This is a genomic window from Deinococcus aquaedulcis, from assembly GCF_019693445.1.
Lineage (GTDB): Bacteria > Deinococcota > Deinococci > Deinococcales > Deinococcaceae > Deinococcus > Deinococcus aquaedulcis.
This window is the reverse complement of record NZ_JAHRBL010000006.1, coordinates 103,040-123,116: the sequence shown is the minus strand read 5'-3', so window position 1 is coordinate 123,116 and position 20,077 is coordinate 103,040. Positions and strand designations below refer to the sequence as shown.

Here is a 20,077-nt window from a genome sequence, read left to right as displayed (position 1 = left end):
CCTCAATCCACAACGAAAGACGCCGGGGCGGACAACCCCGGCGTCTTTTCTGACCTGCTTCAGCTGGCGCTGTTGTCCACCACCACGGTAAAGCTCTTGCTGATCTTGCCCTTGGCGGGGATGTCCACCTTCAGGCTGGCCATGCCCTGGTTGCGCACGGGCGCCGCGTTGTCAATGATGATCACGCGCCCGCCAATGCGCTCGGTGACCTCGGCGCGGATGGCGCGGTCCTTGCTGCTTTCAAAGGCGTAGGTAACGCGGTAGGTCGTTTTGGTCACGTTGCCCTTGGCGTCTTTCACCTGCGCGGTGGTCTGCACGGTGCGGGTGTAGGCCACATCCGGGTCCTCGCCCAGCGTGAAGTCCACCGTGCCTCCCTCGCGCGTTTCGCCAATGTTCGTCTGACCCACGATACGGCCGTCCTCGCGCACGGTGATGGGCCCGGCGGGGAGGCGCTCATCGGCCTTAAAACGGTAGAAGCGGTTGAGGTTCCCCTCGCGCGTATCGGTGCCGAAGTAGGTGTTCAGCCCCACGTAACGCTCAAAGGTGGTGAGCTTGGGCGCCAGGAAGGGCAAGGTCACCACGCTGTTGGCGGGCAGGGTGAAGGGGGTGGTCAGGGCGTAGCGGTACAGGCCGCGCAGCTCGCCCTGGCTCTGAATCTTGGGAGCAGGGGCTGCGGGCGCCGCCATAGCCACCTGCGGCATCGCGCCGTCGCGCATCATGTAGGCGGCTTCTTCCTGATTCTGCACGCTGACGTCACCCGCGTATAGCTCGGTGTTCTGCACGTCATACGGTTGCTCGGTGGTGTTGCGGATATCGGCCAGGGCGCTCAGCTGGGCGCCCGCGCTGCTGGCTTTCAGGGTGTAGCGCGGCTGCCACGTCACCGCGCGGGTCAAGTAGCCCAGGGTGCCCTGCCCGGGGCGGGCCAGTGTGTAGGTCACCGACTGGGTGGGGCGCTGGGCGTTCACGGGGGGCAGCACATCAAACTGCAGCTCCTCGTAACGAGCGTTGAAAAAGCGGCCCTGGGCATCTTTGACCAGCAGGTCGCGGGCGCGCACCAGCGTCACGGGTTCGGTGGTGTCGCCGCGCTTCAGGTACACCGTCTTGCCTTCCAGGCTGGCCAGCCAGTTGGGCTCCTGCTTCTGAATGGCCTGCGTAAAGGCCAGGCCGTCCAGGTCCAGGCTGCCCGCCAAAATGCTTTCCCAGGTGTCCTGCGGCAGGTTCACGCTGAGGGTGGTGGTGCTGCTGCTCACCGGCTGGCGCACCTCCGAGAAGCTGGGGTAAATACGCAGGTCGGCGGCCTGGGCACTGCCCAGGGCCAGAGCGGAGGCGACGGAAAGCACGGCGGGAAGCGCTGATTTCATGAAGTCATGCTGACCCGCCTCTCAATATGAGATGTGAGAGGCCCCGTCAGGAATGAAACAGAAATCACAGAAGGCGGGGAGACGAAGATCGGGGTGAGGCACCTGTTCTCCGCATGAGGCTGGGGGCGCCTCCTCTGGCAGACTCTCGCCTCGAAATCAAAGCGAAACAAGCGCCGTACCAGGACTAGGAACGTGGAGGCGCTGGGCCATACCCGACCCATCCTGCCCGCATCCCCCTTCCAAACAAACCACCCGCCCCCAAATGCTGGGAGCGGGTGCGCCATCGGCCATCAGCCTTTGGCTATCGACCATCTGCGTTTACAGAATGTCGTCCCGGATGCAGGCCTTGAAATGCCCAGGGGCCACTTCGCGCAGTTCGGGAATCACGTTGGCGCAGTCGGCAATCGCGTAGCGGCAGCGCGTGCGGAACACGCAGCCACTGGGCGGGTTGATGGGGCTGGGAATGTCCCCTTCCAGAATGATGCGCTGGCGCTTGACCGTGGGGTCCGGCACCGGGGCCGCCGAGAGCAGCGCCTCGGTGTACGGGTGCTTGGGGTTGTTGTTCAGCTCGCGGCTGGGCGCAATTTCCATCACGCGGCCCAGGTACATCACGATGATGCGGTCGCAGATGTACTCCACCACGGCGAGGTCGTGCGCAATGAACAGCACGGTCAGGCCCAGTTCTTCCTGCAGGTCCTGCAGCAGGTTGACCACCTGCGCCTGAATGGACACGTCCAGCGCCGAGACCGGCTCGTCGGCCACGATGAACGCGGGGTCCACGGCCAGGGCCCGGGCAATCCCGATGCGCTGGCGCTGCCCGCCCGAGAACTCGTGGGGGTAACGGCGCATGTGCTCGGGGCGCAGGCCCACCTTCTGCAGCAGTTCGGCAATGCGGTCCATGCGTTGGCGGCCGGGGTGCAGGTTATGAATCTGCATCGCCTCGCCGATGATGTCCGCCACCGTCATGCGCGGGTTCAGGGACGCGAACGGGTCCTGGAAGATAATCTGCATCTCCCGGCGGTAGTTGCGCATCTGGCCCTTGGAGAGCTTGGTGATGTCGGTGCCGTTGAAGATCACCTGACCGCCCGTGGGTTCAATCAGGCGCAGGATGGCGCGCCCGGCCGTGGTCTTGCCCGAACCGGACTCGCCCACGAGGCCGACCACTTCGCCGCGCCCAATCTTGAACGACACGTCGTTGACAGCCTTGACGTTGCCCACCACGCGCGAGAGCAGCCCGCCGCGAATGGGGAAATACTTTTGCAGGTTCTGAACGTCCAGCAGGGTCTCGCCCGTCACCGGCATGGCGCGGCGGGACTGGGCGCTGGGGGTAGGAGCAGCGGTCATGCGGTCACTTCCTGGGCCTGGGCGAATTCACGCCAGCGGATGCAGCGGGTGGTGTGGCCGCCGCCCGTGTCTTCCAGGGGCGGCACGGCCTTGGCGCAGTCGGGCACGGCGAACTTGCAGCGCGGCTCAAAGGCGCAGCCGGGCGGCAGGCTCAGCGGGTTGGGCACGTTGCCAGGAATGGCTTCCAGGCGGCCCTTGGGCTGGCCGGGCACATGCGCGACCTCGCCGGGGCGCGGAATGGAGTTCAGCAGGCCCATGGTGTAGGGGTGGCGGGGCGCCTTGAAGATCTCCACCACGTCGCCTTCTTCCACCACGCGGCCACCGTACATGACCACCACGCGGTCGGCCATTTCAGCCACCACGCCCAGGTTGTGGGTGATGAACAGAATGCTCATGCCCACTTCTTTTTGCAGCTTGCGCATGAGGTCCAGAATCTGGGCCTGAATGGTCACGTCCAGCGCCGTGGTGGGCTCGTCAGCGATCAGGAGGGCCGGCCTGCACGAGAGCGCCATGGCGATCATCACGCGCTGGCGCATCCCGCCGGACATCTGGTGCGGGTACTCGTTGACGCGCTTTTCGGGGGCTGGAATGCCCACGAAGCGCAGCTGGTCGGTGGCCACAACCATGGCGTCTTTCCTGTTCATGCCCTGGTGCAGCATCACGGCCTCGGCAATCTGGTCGCCCACCGTGTACACCGGGTTCAGGCTGGTCATGGGCTCCTGAAAGATCATCGAGATGTCGTTGCCGCGAATCTTGCGCATCTCCGCTTCGCTGAGCTTCACGATGTCGCGGCCCTTGAACAGGATCTCGCCTTCGACGATCTTGCCTGGAGGGCTGGGGATCAGGCGCATCACCGACAGGCTGGTCACGCTCTTGCCCGAGCCCGATTCTCCCACCACTGCCAGGGTCTCGCCCTTTTTAATGTGGAACGTCACGCCGTCCACGCTCTTGACGACGCCGTCATCCGTATTGAAGTACGTCTTGAGGCCATTTACGGCCAGCAGGACCTCACCCTGGTGGGTCATTGTTCCTCCGTTTTCTGCACGCTGTACATCATACAACTGCTTTGAATTGTAAGGGGAAAAGTGTTCACGGGCGCGGCCCGCAGTGCCGGCCGCGCCCGTGTCTGGTGCGCTTACGACCGCTTGCGGGGGTCGAAGGCGTCGCGCAGGCCGTCACCCAGCAACTGAAAGCACATTACCGTGAACACGATGAAGAAGCCCGGTGCCAGCACCCAGGGACGCTGGTTCAGGCTGCTCAGGCCGCCGTCCTGGGCGAGTTTGAGCAGGCTGCCCCACGAGGCGTAGGGCTCCACGGCCCCAATCCCCAGGAAGCTCAGGCCCGATTCCAGCAGGATGTAGCTGGGAATCGCAAGCGAGGTGGTCACGATCACGTAGGTGGTCATGGTGGGCAGCATGTGCCGGATCATGATGCGGTTGTCGCTGGCGCCCAGGCTCTTGGCCGCCGACACGAAGTCCTGCTCGCGTACGCTGAGCAACTGCCCGCGCGTAACCCGTGCCAGGCCGCCCCAGCCGATAAACGCCAGAATGCCCAGAATCACGTACAACGCGAAGATAGGATTGATGTCTTTGGGGAAGATACTGCGCAGCAGCAGCAGCAGGAAGAGGCCGGGGATAGACGACAGCACCTCCACAAAGCGCATGATGATGGTGTCCACAATGCCGCCGAAATAGGCGGCCATAGCCCCCATAAAGAGGCCAATGACGGTGCTGATCAGCACGGCGCCCAGGCCGATTGTCAGGCTGATCTGCGACGCGTAGAGCGTGCGGCTCAGCAGGTCGCGGCCCAGATCCTCCGCACCCAGCAAGTACACACCGCAGTCGGGTTTGCCTGTGCCGAACAGGTGAATGTTGCCGGGAATGCCCAGAATCTTGTACGAGTCACCGCGCACCCCAAAGTAGATGGGGCACTTCTCGCCTGTGGGCCCGAATTCATTCACGAAGGTGGTCTCGTTGAATTTCTGGCCGTATTTATACACGAATGGCCGACCAAAGGCCCCAGTTTCCGGGTCGCGGAAGTGAATGGGGGTTGGCGGATGAAACCGGGTGATGTTGGTGGTCGAGTAGGTGGAGAGGCCGCTGGGTGCCAGGAACGGCGCGAACACGGCCATCAGGTACAGCAGGATAATCAGCGCGCCGCCAAGCTGGGCCAGACGGTTTTTCCTGAACTGGCTCCAGGCCACAGCAAGCTGAGAGTTACCCCCCTCGCGCTTGCGACGGGAGACGGCCTGAGGAGTGGTGGTGGTCACGCCAATCACCCGACCTTGATGCGGGGGTCAACCACCGCAAGAAGAATGTCGCTCAGGGCATTGCCCACGATCAACAGGACCGTGCTGATCACTGTAAAGCCAGCAATCAGATACAGATCCTGGGCGTTGAGTGCGTCAAGCAGCATGGGCGTAATGCCCGGATACGCAAAGACCACTTCCAGAAAGCCCGCGCCGCTGATGGCTGCGGGCAGCAGACCACCAATGCCCGCCACAATCGGCAAAATGGCGTTGCGGAAGGTGTGCTTCCAAATGGCAGTGCGCTCACTGACACCTTTGGCGCGCGCAGTGCGGATGTAATCAGAGCGCATGACTTCTAACATCTGGCCCCGGATCACACGCGTGAGGCCCGCCGCGTCACTCACAGCCAGCACCAGCGCCGGAATCAGCAAATGCTTAAAGACATCCAGCGCCTTGCCCAGCGGCGAGAGCTGATCAAAATTGTTGCTGGTCATGCCGATAAAAGGAATGTCCCAACCCGTTGCCTGACGCAACTGCAGAATGCCGTAAATCACAATCAGAGCCAGGAAGAAGCTGGGAAAGCCCAGTAGGAAATAAAGCACCACGTTGATGGATTTATCAGCGAAGGAGTTCTGACGCACCGCCCCAAACACGCCCAGGGGAATGGCAATGGCGTAAAAGAACACCAGGTTGAGAAGCACGAGGTACATGGAATTCAGGATTCGCGGGCCCATCACGTCCCAGACTGGCTGCTGATAGGAAAAGGACAAGCCGAAGTCTAAATTGAACAGCATATTGCGCATCCAGAGGAAATACTGCTCAATCGGATGCCGGTCCAGCCCAAAACTCCGCTCCAAGTTGGCAATCTGCTCGGGACTGATGTTTGGGTTGAGTTTTGCCGGCGTTAAAAAATCGCCGGGCGCCAGCTGAATGACAAAGAAGATCAGCACACTAGCCAGCAACAGGGTCGGGATGGACTGCACCACCCGGCGCAGCAGAAATGGAATCATGAACGCACTCCGTGGAACTTCATGGCGGTGGGGGGCAGTCCGCGCGGGCGGACCACCCCCCGTTGGGAGCAGAACTGCTCTGGACTTACTTGATGAAGGTCAGGGCCTGCAGGCGGTGGCCGTAGTAGGCGTTCATCAGGCTGGCGGGGTACTCGCCGCCCAGACGCTCGTTAAAGGCCACGTGGTAGTTGCCACCCACGAGGTAGATGACCGGCTGCAGCTCGCCTTCGATCTTCATCAGCTGACCACCGATGGCGCGGCGGCGGGCGTCGTTCAGTTCGGCGTCGCCCTGGTAGTACAGCTTGGTCATCAGCTGTTCCTGGCTGGTGAGGCACTTGCCGTTGGTGGGGTTGTTGTAGGAGTGCAGGTTGGTGCCGCAGGGCACAACGTTCTGGCCGAAGCTCCAGATGTTGTCGCCGCCGGACAGACCCAGCAGGATCGCGTCGAAGGGGCGGTTCTCGCCCTTGGCCGTCAGCTGGCCCACGAGGGTGTTGAAGTCAATGGGAGTGAAGTTGACCTTCACGCCGACCTTCTTGGCCTCGTCGGCGAAGATGCGGCCCAGCTGCTCGCGCACCGTGTTGCCGGCATTGGTGCTGAGGTTGAATTCCAGCACCTTGCCTGCGCGGTTGACGAGGTAGCCCTGGGCGTTCTTCTTGGTGTAGCCCATCTGACCCAGCAGGCGGGTGGCTTCGGCGAGGTTGTACTTGTACTGGGGTGCGCCAGCGGCCAGACCGGCCTGCAGCTGCTGCGTGAAGATGGGGTAGGTGCTGAAGTAGGTTTCGCTGCCCAGACCACCCAGTGCCAGCTGCACCATGGCCTGACGGTTGGCGATGTGGCTCATGGCGCGGCGGAAACGCACGTCGCGGAACAGCTTCTGCTTCTCGGGGTCACCGGCCTTGTTCCAGTTGAACACGATCCACTGGCTGGTGGCCTGGGGGCTCACGTTCGCCTTCAGGAACGCCTTGAGACTGCCGTTGTCAATGGCGCGCTTGGTCTGGGCCAGGTCGTCAGCGTTACGCATGGGAATGGTGTCCACCTGACCGGCCAGGAAGGCAGCCAGCTGGGCGTTGGCGTCCGCCACAATGCGCACGGACATGCCGTTGAGGTAAGGCAGTTCCTGACCACGGCTGTCTTTGTTCCAGTCGCCCCAGAAGGTGTTCTTCTTAAACACCGTGCGCTCGCCGGCGCGGTAGGACTCGAGGGTCCACATACCGGGGCTCACGATCTGGCTGGCGGGGGTGGACAGACCCCACATCTTCTTGATGGCTTCGGCGCCGCCTTCACGGTAGGCCTTGCCGAACACGTGGTCAGGCCAGGGGGTGAACGACATCAGCGAGTAGGCCTTGGAGCTGGTCTGGGGGAAGTCGAACTGCAGGGTGTAGTTATCCAGCTTCTTCAGCGTGATGGGCTTACCCGCCAGGAACCAGTTGTCGTAGCTGTTGCTTCCGACCTTGTCGTCACGCTCAATGTTGTAGGTCGTGATGAAGTCGTCGGCCGTGATGGCCTGGCCATCGCTGAACTTCATGCCCTGACGGATCTTGACCACGAAGCGCTTGTTGTTGTTGCTCACCGTCGCCGCACCAGCGGCCATGTAGGGGATGAACTCGTCGTTGCGGGGATCCTGGGTGAAAAGCCCCGTGCCCGTCGACATACGGTCAGGAATGCTGTCGGCTTCCGAGCTGGTGAAGGGGTTCATGGTCTTGAAGTCGCTGATGGCCGACAGGCGCAGTTCGCCGCCGCGCTTGTTGGCAGTGTTGGGCTCAGCGGTCCAGGCAGCGGGCCAGACAAATGCGCTCTGGGCACCTGCAGCGCCAACAGTCAGAGCAAGAGCGAGGGTCAGAATCTTTTTCATGGGTTCCTCCGGGAGGGGCAGATCTGGAATATGACAACGCGCCGGCGTGAGCCGGGGGGTGGCATGCAGAACGACGGTTTTCCAGCGAGGCCAACTATATGGAATGGCCTAGAGTTGGTCAAGGTTTTTCCTAACAATTGTGTGACGGGACGGATTCGGGAAAACGCCGTCGTGGCCCCGAAATTCACCAGGGTGGAATACAGCGCGGGTTCACACCGGGTCCTGGACCTCTGGCGCAGGGCCTGATTGCCCCCCAGCACTGCCCCAACCCTCACAAAAAAACCCGCTGCCGTTCGGGCAGCGGGAGAAGGCACACGAGATGCTCAGCGCGAGACGAAACTGATCAGCAGGGCCAGCAGCATGAAGAAGCCGCCCAGCACACTGGTAATACGGATCAAGCCGCCTTCGACCCCACGGCCACCCAGCAGCGAGCCGCCAGACGCCATGCTGGCCGACAGCCCCGCCTGCTTGGGGACCTGCAACAGCACGAAAAACACCAGCGCCACACACACCAGCGCGAACAGCACAATAAACAGGTTCAGGATCATAGTGGGACCTCGGGTGGAGGGTATGCGCCGGGCACCCCCGCCACAGTCATTTCGGTATAGCACGGCCCAGGGTCTAGCGGCGCCGGACCCGGCGGGCCGCGTGATCGGGCCGCACCCCATCGGCCATCAGGTGCAGCCACTGGCTGAGGTAGTACCCCAGCAGCGGCGGCCAGAGGGCGTGCAGGTTGAAGGTGGCTGGCAGCTGGGGCAGGGTGACTCCTGGCACCACATACAGCAGCACGCCCCATACCAGCGCAGCGATCAGGGCCACGTAGAGCAGCCGCGTGAGGGGGCCCACCAGCCACGTGTGGGACCAGCCCCGGTGACTGAACAGCATGCCGTACGGCACCCACAGCACCCCCAGCACCCCCCAGTGCCGCTTGCTGTCCACCCGGCCTTCAGCGAGATCCAGATCCGGGGAGAGCAGGAAGGTGCCCGCCGCAAAAGCCAGGGTGAAGTGCAGCGCCTGTGTAGGGGTCACCACCACGACCTCCTGCCGGGTGGCAATGAGGGTGACGGCGGCCAGCACGCTGTAGGCCGCAATGTTGATGAGGTTATGCACACGTCCGCTGGGCACGGGCGCCATTGTGCCAGAAGCCGCCGCCTCCCCCACGCCCCGCCCCCACTTTGAGACGCACGTTCATATCCGGTCAGCTAACTTGCGGCATGCTGTACGGACCCATGCCCAAACTGACCACCCGCCTGTCCGGCTTTCTGCTGCTCACGGCCCTGCTGGGCGCCTGCCAGTCCCCTGAGCCCCAGCCCCTGCAGGCCCGCACCGTCACCCTGGGTCAGGCCACGTCCATGCGGGTGGAGGTTCCCTACTCGGGCCGCTGGCGCGTGCAGGAGCGCCCCGACTGGCTGACGGTCTCGCCGCAGGCCGGCAACGGGCCAGTGGCCCTGACCGTCACTATTGACCGTGCGCGCGCCACGCCGCTCAAGGCGAATCTGGCCGAGCTGAGCACCGAGATCAAGCTGGCGTGGTCGGCTGGGGAAGGCAGCGGGGAAAAGACCGGCGAGGTCACCTGGCCGGTCACGGCGCGCCAGTTCGAGCTGCGGGGCCGGGTGGTGGCTCCCGCCCAGACGCAGGGAGCCGACGCGCAGGCGGCGCCCCGCCTCAACGAAGCGGCGGCGCCGGCCGCGCGCGGCGTGATCGTGAAGTACCGCGAGGGGGTAGCGGCCCAGACCAGCGTGCGTGCGCTGCAGGCCGCCGGGCAGAAGGTGAGCAGCGCGCAGGCCCTGGGCGGCACCCTGACCCGGCTGAATGTAGTGGATGTGGACGCCGCCCTGCGCACCCTGCGGGCCGACCCCCGGGTGGAGTACGCGGTGCCCAACGCCATCCTGCGTGCCCAGGGCACGCTGGCCCAGCCTGTGGTGCCCGGCGACCAGTACGCAGGCCTGCAGTGGGCCTACGCCCTGGCCGGGTACGGGGGCGTGTGGCGCGATATGGAGGCGGGCGGTTACTCGCGCCCGGTCACTGTGGCGGTCATTGACAGCGGCGTGCGGTTTGACCACCCGGACCTGAAGGGCCAGATGTGGGACCCCGGCGAAGGCGCGCTGGACGTGCTGAGCTTCGAGGCCGGCGAGAAGGCGGGCGATCCCCCCCGCTACGACAATGGCGACGGCGACGGCCCCGACACCGACCCCACCGACGCGGGCGACGCCAACCGGACGACGGGCAGCCACGGCACGCACGTGACCGGCATCATTGCCGCGCGCTGGGGCGACCACGGCGCCAGCTGCCCCGGCTGCAGCCCCACCGGGGTGGTAGGTGCCACGTACAAGGCGAACGTGAAGGTGCTGCCCATACGTGTGATTGACAGCCGGGGCGACGCCACCGAGGCCGATGTGGCGCTGGCCATCCGCTACGCCGCCGGGCTTCCGGTGACGCTGGGAGGCGCGACCTACCGCACCCCGCACGCCGCGCAGGTGATCAACCTGAGCCTGGGCGGCGCCCTGAAAGCCGAGGACGCCCGCCCGCTGTGCGAGGCGATTGCCGATGCCCGCACGGCCGGAGCCCTGGTGGTGGCCGCCGCCGGCAACGGCTACGGCACGTCTCCCTACTACCCCGCCGCCTGCCCAGGCGCCGTGGCGGTGGGCAGCGTGACCCTCTCGGGGGCCAGCGCGCCCATCCGGTCGCCCTTCAGCAACGCCTACCCGCAGGTGCAGCTCTCGGCCCCGGGGGGCGCCGAGCCGTTCAGCGCCAACGCTTTCAACGGCGGCAAGCTGAACGGCGCCGCCTTCCCGGACGCCATCTTCTCCACCGATTGGAACTACAAGAAGAACGAGCCCATGTATGCCGCGCAGGTGGGCACCAGCCAGGCCAGCCCGCAGGTGGCCGCGCTGGCCGCCCTGCTGCTGAGTAAGGGCGTGACCACCGGGCCCGACGACACCCTGGCCCGCCTGAACGCCACCGCCACCGATCTGGGCGCCAAGGGCCGCGACGACCTGTTTGGCTTTGGCATGATCAACGCGGCGGCGGCCCTGAACGCCCCGGCCGTCAGCAACACCTGGGGCTTGCGGCTTCAGCACGCGCGCGGGCAGAGCTTCCAGCCGGCGCTGGACAGCCTGGGCCGCTTCCAGGCCTATCTGGCTGATGGCAGCTACACGGTGATTGGCGGGGCGGACCGCGACGGTAACGGCGTGTACGGCGAAACCCACGAACTGCGCGACGAGCGGCAGGTCACCCTGGACGAGGCCACACCCAGCGCGAATGTGGGCGACCTGAGCCCCCGCTGAGCACAGACAGGCGCCGCGCCGTAGGGATACTCCCACGGCGCGGCTTGCTGCTCCTCCTCCCTCCCCCAGACACTTACCGGCGCACATCTACCACTGTTCGCCCGCGTACCTGCCCGGCCAGAATTTGGGGCGCCAGGCCCGGCACGTCGCTCAGGGAACGCACCTGGGTCACCTCGGCCAGGCGGGCGGCGGGCAGATCGCGCGCCAGCCGGGCCCAGGCGGCCTCGCGGCGGGGCACCGGGCAGGTCACGGAGTCCACGCCCAGCAGATTCACGCCGCGCAGGATCAGGGGAAACACGGTGGCGCGGAGCTCGCTGCCGCCGGCCAGCCCGCACACCGCCACCGAGCCGTGGGTGCGGGTGGAGGCGTAGGCGCCGGCCAGGGTCGCGCCGCCCACGGTGTCCACCACACCGGCCCAGCGCTCCTTTTCCAGCGGGCGTGTTAGGGAGGGCAATTCTTCACGGGGAATCACCCGCGCGGCGCCCAGGGCCTGCAGATACGGGGTCTCCTCCAGCCGTCCGGTGCTGGCGGTGACGGTGTGGCCAGCCGCAGCCAGCACGGCCACCGCCACGCTGCCCACACCGCCCGCCGCACCTGTCACCAGCACTTCGCCGTCCCCGGGGGTCAGGCCGTGCTCTTCCAGGGCCATCACCGCCAGCATGGCCGTGAAGCCAGCCGTGCCCACGCTCATGGCCCAGTGGGCACCCACGCCTGGGGGCAGGGCCACGGCCCAGGCGGGCTGCACACGGGCCAGTTCGGCGTACCCGCCATCCTGCCGCTCGCCAATGCCCCAGCCGGTCACCACCACGCCGGTGCCTGGGGCCCAGCGGCCCGAACGGTCTTCCAGCACCGTGCCCGCCAGATCAATGCCGGGCGTCATGGGGTACGCGCGCAGCACACCGGGGCGGCCCAGCACCGCCAGCCCGTCTTTGTAGTTGAGGCTGGAGTGGCTGACCTCAATCAGCAGCTCGCCTGCCGGCAGGGCGTCCAGGGGCAGGGACTGAAATTCGGCGCGGGTGCCCTGGTCGTCTTTCACGACGCGCAGGGCGCGGTAGTGCTCGGGCAGGGACGTCATGCGGGCAGGCTAGCGTGCCAGGGCCGTGGGACCGGCCCGCCCCGCCCACAGGGCTGCGCGGCAGGCACCGTGACGCTTACCTTCCGTTCAGGACAGCTGTCCCGGCGGTGGGGGTGTGTTAGACTCCCCCCTGCATATGGAGCCTCCCAGTTCCGGCTCTTTCATAGCGCCCGGTGACGACCGCCCGAGGGCGGCGTTTTCGCCACGGCCCACCCCCCCAACCGATCACCGACGCCCCGCCACTGTGGCCGGGGCGGGCAGCATGCGCCTCGCGGATGATCGGGACGCGACGACGGAGCGCGTCCATTCATGAATGACCTGTTTGGTGTTCTCGCCCTGTTTGTCCTGGTTCTGATGAACGGCTTTTTCGTGGCCGCCGAGTTCGCCCTGGTGAGTGTGCGCCGCACGCGCATTGACCAGCTGGCCGATGAAGGCAACGCCACGGCGCGCGTCACCCAGCGCGCCCTGCAAAACCTCGATCTGTACATTGCCGCCACGCAGCTGGGCATCACGATGGCCAGTCTGGCGATTGGTTTTGTGGCTGAACCGGCCATTGAGCACCTGATCGAGCCGCTGTTCCCGGAAGGCCAGTTTTCAGAAGGCCAGATCAAGGCCATTTCCTTTGGGGTGGCCTTTGCCATCAGCACGGTGCTGCACATCGTCTTTGGCGAACTGGCCCCAAAGACCTGGGCTCTGCAGCGGAGCGAACAGGTCAGCCTGATCGTCACGCGCCCGCTGCTGATCTTTACCACCATCTTCAAGTGGGCCATCAAGGGCCTGAACGCCATGGGCAACGGCGTGGTGCGCCTGTTTGGCCTGCGCGGGGTATCGGGGCACCACACGGCCTATTCCGAAGAGGAAATCCGCATGATCGTGAGCGCCTCCAGCCAGGAAGGCGTGCTGGAAGACGACGAAAAAGAGCTGGTGTACAACGTCTTTGACCTCTCAGATACCACGGTGCGCGAGGTGATGACCCCCCGCATCGAGATGGTGCTGGTGGACAGCGCCGCGCCGCTGCGTCGCCTGCTGGACATCCGCGCCGAACACGGCTACTCGCGCATTCCGGTGTTTCAGGACACGCCGGACAACATCGTGGGCATCGTGCACACCAGTGACGTGCTGGCACACCTGGACACGCTGGATCACACGCTGGTGGCCGACATCATGCGCCCGGTGTTCTTTGTGCCCGAAGGCATGAAGATCAAGGACCTGCTGGCCAAGATGCGCGACAAGAAAAGCCACCTGAGCATCGTGGTGGACGAGTTCGGCGGCACCTCTGGCCTGGTCACGCTGGAAGACGCCCTGGAAGAAATCGTGGGCGAAATCTACGACGAAACCGACGAAGAAGAGGTGCCCATGATTGAGGTGATTGGCGAGGGCATGTACCTGATGGACGCCAGCCTGACCGTGGGCGAGGTGGAAGAGCGCCTGGGCAGCAACATTGAAGACGGCGAGGGGGAATTTGATACCCTGAGCGGCTTCATGACCAGCCACTTTGGCGACATTCCTGAAGCGGGCCAGCACTTTACCCATAACGGCTGGACCTTCACCGTCGAAGCCGCCGACCAGCGCCGCGTCACCCGTGTGCGTGTGGAACGCGCCCTGAATCCCGATTTCCTGGAACCCGAACCCAACCATGACTAACCGTTTGAACCTGACCCCTGATCCCCAGCTGCTGGACGGCGCCAAAGCCGCCTTCAAGCAGGCCTACGCCCCCTACAGCCGCTTCCACGTGGGCGCGGCGCTGCGCACGGCCGACGGCCGCGTGTACTTTGGCGCCAACGTGGAAAACGCCAGCTACGGCCTGGGCCGCTGCGCCGAGCAGAGCGCCGTGCAGGCGATGGCCACCGCTGGCGGGCGCGACTTTACCGACATCGTGGTCTACTCCGAGGCCACGCCGCCCGCCAGCCCCTGCGGCGCCTGCCGGCAGGTGCTGTTTGAATTTGCCCCGGACGCCCGGGTGGTGTGCACCAACCAGCACGGCGACGTGGTGAGCGGCTACGTGCGTGACTTCCTCCCCGATGGCTTTCGCCTGGAACACCCGGGCGAGGGCGAAGAGGCCAGCGTTCAATAACAGCTAAGGAGAACGTTCAGAGGCGGCGACAGGCCGCCTCTTCCTTTGGGGACAGGGAAGGCCAGTGGTAAGCGAGAAGCCGAGAGGTCGTCGTGAGCGCCTTGACGTTCGGGGTGGGCGCCTCGCCCGGCAGGACAGGCGCCAGCGCGTCGCCCGGTCCAAAGGTGAAACGCACCCACAAGCACAGGGCCTGGTCTTGACAGCGGCTGCCAGTTCCATTGAGGGGCCAAGAACGCCCCTCAATTCTACTTCTGCCGCCGTCTTTTCTAGATACTCACTCCGTTCGGCCCAGATGCACTGAGGGTGGAGACCCTCAATGCATCTGGGCTCTGCTGTGAAACCACACCTTGCGGATGTCGCGCCCGAACATTCGCTGCCCGGACGTGAGCGGCAGGTCGGGCATGACGCCCCGCACCTGTCCCCGCAGGTTCCAGAGTCGCAGTGAAGCGTCGTTCCAGGCCACCACGTAGCGCCCGTCTACGGTCCAGACCTGACCGGGAATGCCCCGAGGACGCCAGAGGGTCTGGACCTCGCCGTTTGCCCGGACCAGCATGAGATCGCACCAGTCGGCGTTGACGGGCCCGAACACGCAGCGCCGAACCACAGCGGCGCTGCGGCTGCGGTTGAGAGAAACGGTGGGCTGGGCCTCGGTGAACAGGTCCTCTGGCCCCGGGTCGCTGAGGGGCACCTGCACTGCGGCGCCCCCAGGGAAGGTCACTGAGAAGAACAGCGCCGCCGCCAGTAGAAGCATGAGCCAAGTTAAGGCCATCCAGTGCAGCTGGCATCCGCCTTAGGGATGGACAGACCAGCTGAAAGCAGCGCGCGGCCTGACTCCTATAAAGCAGCCGTATCTTGCCCCCGCCTAATCGCTTAACCTTGAGCAAATGAACAGCTTGGGCCCCGTGAGAGGTTTGCAAGGCCAGGGGCGCTAGCGTGGCGGCCAGTTCCCTCCCCTCACCAAAGGCCGCCCATGACCCAGTTCACCCTGACCCCCGACCTGCTGCCCACGTTGCTGGCCCTGCTGGTCACCCTGCTGATGGCAGGAAACACCATGCACCGCACCGCGCACGCCCTGCAGCGGGCGTTTCTGGCGGTGCTGCTGGCCACCTGCGTGTGGCTGGGCGCCGACCTGCTGTCGCTGTCGGCCAGTGACGCGCAGGGGCGCTGGGACTGGGGGCTGGTGCAGTTTCTGGGCATCCTGACCATTCCGGTGGCGTGGCTGGTCCTGGTGCAGCGCCACCTGCGACCTATGCCCGAGCCGATGCCCTGGCCCCGGGTGCTGGCCCTGCTGGCCGCGCCATTGCTGACCCTGGCCCTGATCTGGACGAATGACCGCCACGGCCTGATCTGGCAGTACCCGGCGGGCACCGTACCGGTATGGGGCGAGGTTGGGCGCCAGCCGCTGTACTGGCTGCTGATCGTGGCCTATCCCAACGCCCTGCTGGCCTGGGGCGCAGGACTGCTGCTGCCCGCGTGGCGCGCCGGGCACGGGGCCGAACGCCACCAGATCACGCTGCTGTTGCTGGCGGCGGTGCTGCCCACGCTGGTGAACACCGCCTACCTGCTGGGTGTACCGGTGTTGCCGGGCGGCGCCACCCCCGCTCCGGTGGTCTTCGCGCTGTGTCTGGTACCGGTGGCCTGGGGGATGCTGCGCTACGGCCTGCTGCGGGTCGCGCCGCTGGCCCACCGGCAGGTGGTGGAGCAACTGGCCGACGCCGTGTTCGTGCTGGACGCCCGGGGCCGCATTCTGGAGGCCAATGAACGCGCCGCGCGGCTGGCGGGGCGGCCTCCCGCTGTACTGCGCGGCGTGCGCATGGGCGACGTGTTCCAGAGCTGGCCCCAGGTGGCCGAGGACCGCCCCGTAGAGTGGCGCCCCGGCAGCGAGGTCTGGGAACTGCGGCTGTCCACGGTGCGCAACGCGCGCGGCAACGCCCTGGGGCAGGCGGTGGTGGCCCGCGACGTCACCGAGCGCGCCCAGGAACACGCCCGGGTGCAGCGCCTCGCCAGCGAAGACACGCTGACGGGCCTGGGCAACCGCCGCGCCTTTGAAACCGATCTGGCCCGCGAAACCGCCCGCGCCCAGCGGCATGGCCTGCCCCTGGCCGTGACCATGATTGACCTGGACGGCCTGAAAGCGGTAAATGACCGCCAGGGCCACGCGTACGGCGACGCGCTGCTCTCGGCCTTTGGGCGGGCGCTGCCGGGCGCCTTCCGCCCCGAGGACCGTGCCTACCGCTTGGGGGGCGACGAGTTCGCCCTGCTGCTGGCCCACAGCGCCACCGAGGGTGAGGGCGCCATTCACGACCGCATCGCCCGAATTGTGCAGCGCGTGCAGGCGCAGGGGTTTCCCGAGATGGGGGCCAGCGTGGGCGTGGCCTACTTTCCCGGTGAGGGGGCTGGCGAGGCCCTGGTTCATCTCGCCGACGAGCGCATGTACGCCCAGAAAGCGCAGCACCGCGCTGCCCGCAGCCGGGCCAGCTAAGAGTTGCAAAACGGACCTCAGGTGACCTGAAGGCGAGGGGGGAGCGGACGCGCAGCGCGGATACGAGAAAGACGTGATGACAGCGATAGAAAAGCCCCCTGCGGTTTTCTCTGCTCTGAAATCAGAGGCGTTCCGTACAACAGGGGGCCAACCTTCTCGTGGGCAAAAACGATTCTTTCGGCACAAACTGGGCGCCACCCCGTTCTAACAGCGGTTGCCAGTTCCATTGAGGGGCCGCTTCTTGGCCCCTCAATTCCACTTGTGCCACTGTCTTTTTCGGACACTCACTTCGTTCGCCTCAGGACAGTTGAGGGAATACCCCCTCAACTGTCCTGAGTTCCGCTCTGAACCAAGTTAGGCACGTGAGTGGGCAAGTAGGCCGGCAACCTCACGGGAGGCCTCCGACCCTTGCCCAGGCTTGAGGAATCCCGAAGCCGCACCTCTCTTGCAGCGGCCCAGCTCCGACCAACCCGCTTTACCGCGTGAACGGGTGCGAGGTGTCCAGCACCGGCGCTGTCGTGGTGACCACATTGCCCGACACGGTGCCCGAGGTGCCGTTCAGAAACTGCGACACGCTCAGGCCATACAGCGTGTTGTTGGTGATCGTCATGGGCACCTTGCCCGGGTTCAACAGGCCCAGGGCGGTGGCACGGCGGTTGACCACCACGTTGTTTGAGATGTTCACCGTACGGCCTTCGCGCAGCAGGCCTTCGGTGCCGTAGGTAAGGATCGCAGAGTTCTGGCTTTGGGCACCCTGCTCAATGACATTCCCGGTCACGGTGAGGGTGCCGCCGTTGGGCACGTCAATGCTGTAGCTGGCCGTGCCCTGCAGGTCGAACAGGCGGCTGTTCGTAATGGTGGTGCTGCGCGCCCGGCTCTTGAATTCATGGCCCACGGCGGCGCTGTGGGAGTAGCTGCGGTCAAAGGTCAGCTGGCCCACCTCGCCCACGTAGAGGTTATGGGTTTGCCCCGGGTCGCCCAGGCCATTGCGGGCGAACTCCGAGCGGAGAATACGGATGCTGCCCAGCGGCGCATTGTTGGCCAGCAGCCCGTTTTCGTTGCCGTGCAGGTAACTGTCCTCAATGACAAGGTGCCCGCCCTGATAGCGCACGCCCGCGCCGTTGCGGTCGGCCACTTTTGCCCCTGTCAGCTCTAGGCCGCGCAGAGTCACGTCGGTGTTGGTGGTGATGATGGCCTTGCCGTTGGGCGGGGAAACGGTCGCCACCAGCCGCGCCAGCCCACTGGTGCTCTCGATGGTGATGCGGGTGTTCACCTCGAAAAAGTCGTTGGTGTAGGTGCCGGGGTCCACGCGGACCGTATCGCCGTCGCGGGAGACAGCCACAGCGGCGCGGATGGTGGCGTAGGTCTTGCCAGGGCCCACGGTGAGCACCCGCCCGGCAGTGGGGGCCGGCGCCGCTGGCGTGTCTGCTGCGGGAGCAGCCACAGGTGGGGACAAGGGCGGCGCGGCGGTGGGGGACGTGCAGGCGCCCAGCAGAAGCGTTAGACCGAGCAGGGCAGCGGAAAGGAAGTGGGTCGTCATCGCATCTCTCCTGTGCAGGACGCGGACAGACAGGGCGGGTGGCCCCCGGCGTCCTGGCCCCATCACCCTACAGCGGCGGCCCTGGCAGTGACGGGGAAAAGGGCACACCTTGCCTGCCTGGAGAGCCGGAGCCTTGGCGCGGCGACCACTGAAGAGAAACCCGCACCCCTCTCCCCTGGCCGCACCAACCCAGTCCCCAGCACGCAACCGGGGTGCCCTGTACAGGCACCCCAGCGGCGGACATGGATGATTGTTCTTCAGTCGTGGGCGCCAACCAGCTCCTTTTCTTTACCGAACTGCTGGGCCTCAGTGCTGCCGGCCAGGGCGGTGGTGCTGCTCTGGCCGCCGCCGGCCGCCTGCGCCACCAGGTCAAAGTAACCGGTGCCCACCTCGCGCTGGTGCTTGACTGCTGTAAACCCGCGCTCCTGGGCCGCGAATTCGCGCTCCTGCAGCTCCACGAAGGCGCTCATCTGGGTGCGGGCGTAGCCGTAGGCGAGATCGAACATGCTCATGTTCAGCGAGTGGAACCCCGCCAGGGTGATGAACTGGAACTTGTACCCCAGCTTGCCCAGTTCCACCTGGAACTTGGCAATGGTCTCGTCGTCCAGGTTCTTTTTCCAGTTGAAGCTGGGCGAGCAGTTGTAGGCCAGCAGCTTGCCGGGGAACTGGGCGTGCACCGCTTCGGCGAACCTGCGGGCGTCCTCCAGATTGGGCACGCTGGTTTCGCACCAGATCACGTCGGCGTAGGGGGCGTAGGCCAGGGCGCGGGCAATGGCCTGCTCAATCCCGGGCTTGACGTAGTAGAAGCCTTCCGGGGTGCGCTCGCCGGTGCAGAAGGGCTTGTCATTGTCGTCAACGTCGCTGGTCAGCAGGTTGGCGGCGTCGGCGTCGGTGCGGGCGATCAGCACGGTGGGCACGCCGCTCACATCGGCGGCGAGGCGCGCGGCGTTCAGCGTGCGGATGAACTGGCTGGTGGGGACCAGCACCTTGCCGCCCAGATGCCCGCACTTCTTCTCGCTGGCGAGCTGATCCTCGAAATGCACGCCCGCTGCCCCCGCCTCGATCATGGCCTTCATCAGCTCAAAGGCGTTCAGGGGCCCGCCAAAGCCCGCTTCGGCGTCGGCCACGATGGGCACGAAGAAATCAATGTCGCTCTTGCCTTCGCTGTGCTGAATCTGGTCGGCACGCCTTAAGGTGTTGTTGATGCGCTTCACCACATCCGGCACGCTGGAGGCCGGGTACAGGCTCTGGTCGGGGTACATCTGCCCGGCGTTGTTGGCATCGCCCGCCACCTGCCACCCGGACAGGTAAATGGCTTTCAGGCCCGCTTTCACCTGCTGCATGGCCTGGTTGCCGGTCAGGGCGCCCAGCGCGTTCACGAAGGGCTCTTCTTTCATGGACCGCCACAGCTTCTGGGCGCCGTGCTTGGCCAGCGTGTGCTCAATGGGCAGGCTGCCGCGCAATTTCACCACGTCCTCAGCCGTGTAGTTGCGCTTGATGCCCTGCCAGCGCTCCTCGGTCTGCCAGGTCTTTTCGAGAATTTCAGCGGGCGTACGCGGGTTGGGAACGGATGGATTGGTGGTCATGGGAGGCCTCCGCAAGGTGTGGGGGACGGTGCCACGCCTCACAGAGACGTGGACCAGGGGAATGGCGGCTTGCCCGGAAGTGGGCGGGGTATTGCTGTAGGGGCATTGTGCCTGCCCGGCCCCGGCGGCTGGGGTGGTGTACCCACACCCGCGCGAAGTACACCACCGCGAGAGGTACACCACCCAGGGCAAAAAAAGAGGGCGCCCCACTGGACGCC

Annotated in this window: 16 protein-coding genes; 4 read left to right on the top strand and 12 right to left on the bottom strand. The window is 65.6% G+C overall.

Going from position 1 to position 20,077, the window contains the following annotated elements:
• Positions 1-59: 59 nt before the first annotated feature.
• The 8 genes from KMW22_RS09735 to KMW22_RS09700 form a co-directional block, all read right to left on the bottom strand.
• Entirely contained in the window at positions 60-1,361 is a 1,302-nt protein-coding gene (locus tag KMW22_RS09735) for a DUF4139 domain-containing protein (protein ID WP_221089853.1), read from the bottom strand.
• Between the two features lie 318 nt (positions 1,362-1,679).
• Positions 1,680-2,705, bottom strand: a complete 1,026-nt coding sequence (locus KMW22_RS09730) for an ABC transporter ATP-binding protein (protein ID WP_221089852.1) — start codon at positions 2,703-2,705, stop codon at positions 1,680-1,682.
• Positions 2,702-3,730 (bottom strand): ABC transporter ATP-binding protein, encoded by a 1,029-nt coding sequence (locus KMW22_RS09725; RefSeq protein WP_221089851.1) that lies wholly within the window; start codon positions 3,728-3,730, stop codon positions 2,702-2,704. The genes KMW22_RS09730 and KMW22_RS09725 overlap by 4 nt, the downstream gene beginning before the upstream one ends.
• 110 nt (positions 3,731-3,840) lie before the next feature.
• Complete coding sequence (locus tag KMW22_RS09720; RefSeq protein ID WP_328774654.1) at positions 3,841-4,974, bottom strand: ABC transporter permease; 1,134 nt, start codon at positions 4,972-4,974, stop codon at positions 3,841-3,843.
• A 5-nt stretch (positions 4,975-4,979) separates the two neighbouring features.
• Positions 4,980-5,963 carry an ABC transporter permease gene (locus tag KMW22_RS09715; RefSeq protein WP_221089849.1) on the bottom strand — a complete coding sequence of 328 codons (984 nt, stop codon included), beginning with the start codon at positions 5,961-5,963 and terminating at the stop codon, positions 4,980-4,982.
• Positions 5,964-6,048: 85 nt separating this feature from the next.
• Positions 6,049-7,815: an ABC transporter substrate-binding protein gene (locus tag KMW22_RS09710; protein WP_221089848.1), complete on the bottom strand. Its 1,767-nt coding sequence runs from the start codon at positions 7,813-7,815 to the stop codon at positions 6,049-6,051.
• A 323-nt stretch (positions 7,816-8,138) separates the two neighbouring features.
• On the bottom strand, positions 8,139-8,363 hold the full coding sequence (gene secG / locus KMW22_RS09705) for a preprotein translocase subunit SecG (protein WP_221089847.1): 225 nt from the start codon (positions 8,361-8,363) through the stop codon (positions 8,139-8,141).
• 73 nt (positions 8,364-8,436) lie between these two features.
• Positions 8,437-8,949 (bottom strand): metal-binding protein, encoded by a 513-nt coding sequence (locus tag KMW22_RS09700; protein WP_235692815.1) that lies wholly within the window; start codon positions 8,947-8,949, stop codon positions 8,437-8,439.
• A gap of 95 nt (positions 8,950-9,044) precedes the next feature.
• Here KMW22_RS09700 and KMW22_RS09695 point away from each other — a divergent pair, with 95 nt between their 5' ends.
• Positions 9,045-11,102: a S8 family serine peptidase gene (locus KMW22_RS09695; protein ID WP_221089845.1), complete on the top strand. Its 2,058-nt coding sequence runs from the start codon at positions 9,045-9,047 to the stop codon at positions 11,100-11,102.
• Between the two features lie 73 nt (positions 11,103-11,175).
• Here the strand turns inward: KMW22_RS09695 and KMW22_RS09690 are convergent, their stop codons facing one another.
• Entirely contained in the window at positions 11,176-12,177 is a 1,002-nt protein-coding gene (locus KMW22_RS09690) for an MDR family oxidoreductase (RefSeq protein WP_221089844.1), read from the bottom strand.
• Positions 12,178-12,486: 309 nt separating this feature from the next.
• Here KMW22_RS09690 and KMW22_RS09685 point away from each other — a divergent pair, with 309 nt between their 5' ends.
• Positions 12,487-13,821, top strand: a complete 1,335-nt coding sequence (locus tag KMW22_RS09685; protein WP_221089843.1) for a hemolysin family protein — start codon at positions 12,487-12,489, stop codon at positions 13,819-13,821.
• The gene (cdd, locus tag KMW22_RS09680) at positions 13,814-14,251 is read left to right on the top strand and encodes a cytidine deaminase (RefSeq protein WP_221089842.1); all 438 of its coding nucleotides are present in this window, start codon (positions 13,814-13,816) and stop codon (positions 14,249-14,251) included. Before KMW22_RS09685 ends, cdd begins: the two co-directional genes overlap by 8 nt.
• A 313-nt stretch (positions 14,252-14,564) precedes the next feature.
• Here cdd and KMW22_RS09675 read toward each other — a convergent pair whose 3' ends face one another.
• Positions 14,565-15,002, bottom strand: a complete 438-nt coding sequence (locus KMW22_RS09675; protein WP_221089841.1) for a hypothetical protein — start codon at positions 15,000-15,002, stop codon at positions 14,565-14,567.
• 219 nt (positions 15,003-15,221) lie between these two features.
• Between KMW22_RS09675 and KMW22_RS09670 the strand changes: the two genes are divergently transcribed.
• Positions 15,222-16,733 carry a histidine kinase N-terminal 7TM domain-containing diguanylate cyclase gene (locus KMW22_RS09670; protein ID WP_221089840.1) on the top strand — a complete coding sequence of 504 codons (1,512 nt, stop codon included), beginning with the start codon at positions 15,222-15,224 and terminating at the stop codon, positions 16,731-16,733.
• Positions 16,734-17,208: 475 nt separating this feature from the next.
• On the opposite strand, the gene KMW22_RS09665 is transcribed toward KMW22_RS09670, so the two are convergent.
• On the bottom strand, positions 17,209-18,273 hold the full coding sequence (locus KMW22_RS09665) for a right-handed parallel beta-helix repeat-containing protein (RefSeq protein WP_235692814.1): 1,065 nt from the start codon (positions 18,271-18,273) through the stop codon (positions 17,209-17,211).
• Between the two features lie 257 nt (positions 18,274-18,530).
• Positions 18,531-19,859 carry an isocitrate lyase gene (gene aceA / locus KMW22_RS09660; protein WP_221089839.1) on the bottom strand — a complete coding sequence of 443 codons (1,329 nt, stop codon included), beginning with the start codon at positions 19,857-19,859 and terminating at the stop codon, positions 18,531-18,533.
• Between the last annotated feature and the right edge of the window lie 218 nt (positions 19,860-20,077).

What these genes read in the sequence shown, in the direction of transcription:
- KMW22_RS09735 (WP_221089853.1), bottom strand. Translation starts at nt 1,361, where the DNA reads ATGAAATCAGCGCTTCCCGCCGTGCTTTCCGTCGCCTCCGCTCTGGCC.
- KMW22_RS09730 (WP_221089852.1), bottom strand. Translation starts at nt 2,705, where the DNA reads ATGACCGCTGCTCCTACCCCCAGCGCCCAGTCCCGCCGCGCCATGCCG.
- KMW22_RS09725 (WP_221089851.1), bottom strand. Translation starts at nt 3,730, where the DNA reads ATGACCCACCAGGGTGAGGTCCTGCTGGCCGTAAATGGCCTCAAGACG.
- KMW22_RS09715 (WP_221089849.1), bottom strand. Translation starts at nt 5,963, where the DNA reads ATGATTCCATTTCTGCTGCGCCGGGTGGTGCAGTCCATCCCGACCCTG.
- KMW22_RS09710 (WP_221089848.1), bottom strand. Translation starts at nt 7,815, where the DNA reads ATGAAAAAGATTCTGACCCTCGCTCTTGCTCTGACTGTTGGCGCTGCA.
- secG (WP_221089847.1), bottom strand. Translation starts at nt 8,363, where the DNA reads ATGATCCTGAACCTGTTTATTGTGCTGTTCGCGCTGGTGTGTGTGGCG.
- KMW22_RS09700 (WP_235692815.1), bottom strand. Translation starts at nt 8,949, where the DNA reads ATGGCGCCCGTGCCCAGCGGACGTGTGCATAACCTCATCAACATTGCG.
- KMW22_RS09695 (WP_221089845.1), top strand. Translation starts at nt 9,045, where the DNA reads ATGCCCAAACTGACCACCCGCCTGTCCGGCTTTCTGCTGCTCACGGCC.
- KMW22_RS09690 (WP_221089844.1), bottom strand. Translation starts at nt 12,177, where the DNA reads ATGACGTCCCTGCCCGAGCACTACCGCGCCCTGCGCGTCGTGAAAGAC.
- KMW22_RS09685 (WP_221089843.1), top strand. Translation starts at nt 12,487, where the DNA reads ATGAATGACCTGTTTGGTGTTCTCGCCCTGTTTGTCCTGGTTCTGATG.
- cdd (WP_221089842.1), top strand. Translation starts at nt 13,814, where the DNA reads ATGACTAACCGTTTGAACCTGACCCCTGATCCCCAGCTGCTGGACGGC.
- KMW22_RS09675 (WP_221089841.1), bottom strand. Translation starts at nt 15,002, where the DNA reads ATGCTTCTACTGGCGGCGGCGCTGTTCTTCTCAGTGACCTTCCCTGGG.
- KMW22_RS09670 (WP_221089840.1), top strand. Translation starts at nt 15,222, where the DNA reads ATGACCCAGTTCACCCTGACCCCCGACCTGCTGCCCACGTTGCTGGCC.
- KMW22_RS09665 (WP_235692814.1), bottom strand. Translation starts at nt 18,273, where the DNA reads ATGACGACCCACTTCCTTTCCGCTGCCCTGCTCGGTCTAACGCTTCTG.
- aceA (WP_221089839.1), bottom strand. Translation starts at nt 19,859, where the DNA reads ATGACCACCAATCCATCCGTTCCCAACCCGCGTACGCCCGCTGAAATT.